We start from the raw sequence: 255 nt of genomic DNA on the forward strand, positions 1-255 counted from the left end.
AGGAACTTATGATGTTGAATACCGTATCTGCGAAGTTACCAACACGGCAAATTGTGATGCAGTAATTTCAAAAATAGTAGTTGGAGCAGCAGTAATTGATGCGGTTACAGAAACAACGATATCTATCAACGGAAATACAGGMGGCACAACMGCAGSCTTAACCGCTAACGATACCTTAAACGGAAACCCGGTAGTAATCGGCAGTTCAGCTGGACAGGTAACATTGACGGCAGTAGGAACTCTTCCAACTGGATT

The 255-nt window shown here is 43.3% G+C and carries 1 protein-coding gene; it reads left to right on the plus strand.

Translation table 11 applies throughout. The features are described 5' to 3' along the window. The coding region (locus tag ASD98_RS24155; protein ID WP_199866312.1) for a hypothetical protein at positions 1-255 on the plus strand (255 nt) is incomplete at both ends.

It is taken from the genome of Flavobacterium sp. Root186 (genome assembly GCF_001428525.1).
Lineage (GTDB): Bacteria > Bacteroidota > Bacteroidia > Flavobacteriales > Flavobacteriaceae > Flavobacterium.